Consider the following 2166-nt stretch of genomic DNA (forward strand, 5'->3'; position numbering starts at 1 on the left):
GTCCACCTGCCGCCCGACGGGGCGGGCCGGGTCCCGGCGGCGCGGGTCGAACAGGTCGAGGGGGAGCTGGTCGGCGTTGGGCCGGTACCAGGGGTCGCCCTCGTCGGCGAAGGGCGGGTCGATCGGCGGCGCGGGACGCAGGCGGACCGGGGGACGGGGTGCCGGCGGGCGGCGGGTCTCGACCATCGTCTACCTCTGTTCCTTGCGTTTGCCTTCGTTTGCCTCCAACTGCCCCTATCTTCGGGCACGGCAACGCCCAGCGTCAATGCCGCTGAGGAACGGGTGGATTACTCGGTGTCGCGGTCGGTGAGCGGGTTACCGCGTACCCATTCGGCGGTTTCCGCGTACTTCTGCTGGATGTACTCCTCCAGGCGGGCCCGCTCGACGCGCCACTGCCCGCGCCCACCGATCTTGATCGCGGGCAGCTCGCCACTGCGCACCATGTGGTAGACCTGCGAATCCGACACGTTGAGTTCGGCGGCCACGTCGGACAGGAGCAGGAACCTGGGCTCCACGGCGGACTCCCGGGGTTGGCGTCGTTTGCCTCAGTTTGCCATCACCGGCCGGTCCAGCCCAGTGGCGCTGGTGCCGTCGGAGGCGGCTCCGACCGGGGGACACACCGGCGGGGAACTTTCCCCGGGCTGATGCGAGGTGTATGACGGTCACGGCGTACGGCATGATCGGCGCCCGGGACCGGCGGTCGCCGGTCCGGGTCTGAGCAGGGGAGACACCGGTGACCGACGAGCTTGTCCGGGTGTACGTGCCGGCGACCGCCCCGATGCTGACGCGGCTGCGCGAGCAGGGACTCACCGCCGCCGAGGCGCACGCGGTCACCCCGACACTGCGGGAGTGGTACGCCGAGGGCGACGAGGAGGAGCTGGAGTACGTCGCCTTCACGCGCGCCGCCCAGGACGCGTTGCTGCTGCTCCGGGCGGACCCCGCCGCGCCCCGACGTCGGGTGGTGGTGTCGGCGGACCTGCCCGCCTCGGCCGTCGGCCGGGTCGACGGGGAGCTCGGCTCCAGTCTCGTCGGGTTGGACGCGCCGGTGCCGGTGAGCGCGGTGGCCGCGATCCACGTCGACGGCGCGGAGGCCGTGGCGGACGTGGCGGCCGCCGCCGACGTGATCGCCGAGGCGCAGGCCGGCGACCCGGACGCCCAGTTCACGGTCGACGGCGCCGAGGACCACGAGCTGGAGTGGTACGACGTGACCGAGCTGGACCTGCTCCTGCGGACGGTCTCCTGATCCCCTGCCCGGGCCGGCCGCCGGCTCCGGCGAGACCTGAGACGGGCGGACGCGGGCGCCGGAGCGCCGTCAGGCCGCGGTGTCGGTGGCGGGCTCCGGTTCGTCCTCGATGGGGGCGGGGCCGAGGGTGCGGCCGAACGCGATGAGCGCGGTCAGCGCCCCGACGAAGAGCACCCAGATCCCGTTGTCGATCCGGGAGGTGCCGAGCGAGGTCTGCGCGACCGCGTCCGCCTCGCTGAGCGCGCCGGCCAGTTCGAGCAGGCCGTGCCCGCCGACCCGGATGATCACCTCGGTGAGCAGCAGGAGCAGGCCGGGGCCCGCCCCGGCGAGCAGGTACGCCGGCCAGCGCAGCGCCGGCATGGCCGGGTCCCGGCGGGTGGCCCGCCGACGGGCCCAGGTGAGGTAGGCGAACGCCACCAGCCCGGCGATCAGGCCGGCGAGCAGGGATTCCGTGCGGGACACCCACTTCGCGGCGCTCAGCACCGATTCCTGGGTGTCGCCGGCGCCGAACAGGTCGGAGAGCGGGTCGCGTACCCGGCTGAAGGCCACCACGAAGACCAGGGCGGCCAGCGCGGCGGTCGTGATCGCGCCGACTACCCGCACGTTGCGGGCGCCGGCCAGCCCGCCACCGATGATCGCGGCGGCGGCGGTGGTGCCGGCGATGGTGTTGGTGGTCGCGTTGTCGGCGTACGTCAGGTTGACCGCCACGGCGGCGGCCAGCCCGACCAGCAGGCCGGTGCCGATGGCGGCGAGGAAGCGCAGCGTGGCGCGCTCGGTGCGCCGGCTGAGCGAACTGGTCACCGCCAGGGCCACCGCGGCGCCGGCGACCAGCGCAGCGGAGATGACGCCCGGCAGCGCGAACGCGGAGAGGCTGATCGCGGTGACGCCGGCCGCGGCCGAGTCGATCGCGGCCCGGGTCGACC

At 74.2% G+C, this 2166-nt stretch carries 3 protein-coding genes and 1 pseudogene; 1 reads left to right on the top strand and 3 read right to left on the bottom strand.

Features of this window, described 5'->3' with window-relative positions; all coding sequences use genetic code 11:
- A pseudogene (locus DKL51_RS29115) lies at positions 1–186 on the bottom strand (Rv3235 family protein); the annotation flags it as partial.
- 101 nt (positions 187–287) lie between these two features.
- The gene (locus tag DKL51_RS29120; protein ID WP_109948003.1) at positions 288–515 is read right to left on the bottom strand and encodes a helix-turn-helix transcriptional regulator; all 228 of its coding nucleotides are present in this window, start codon (positions 513–515) and stop codon (positions 288–290) included.
- A gap of 218 nt (positions 516–733) precedes the next feature.
- On the opposite strand from DKL51_RS29120, the gene DKL51_RS29125 reads away from it, so the two are divergent.
- Positions 734–1243, top strand: coding sequence for a DUF6912 family protein (locus DKL51_RS29125; RefSeq protein WP_109948004.1), 510 nt, complete (start codon positions 734–736; stop codon positions 1241–1243).
- Positions 1244–1312: 69 nt separating this feature from the next.
- On the opposite strand, the gene DKL51_RS29130 is transcribed toward DKL51_RS29125, so the two are convergent.
- The coding region (locus DKL51_RS29130; protein ID WP_124812793.1) for a hypothetical protein at positions 1313–2166 on the bottom strand (854 nt) is incomplete at its 5' end.

It is taken from the genome of Micromonospora globispora (assembly GCF_003857015.1).
GTDB classification, from domain to species: domain Bacteria; phylum Actinomycetota; class Actinomycetes; order Mycobacteriales; family Micromonosporaceae; genus Micromonospora; species Micromonospora globispora.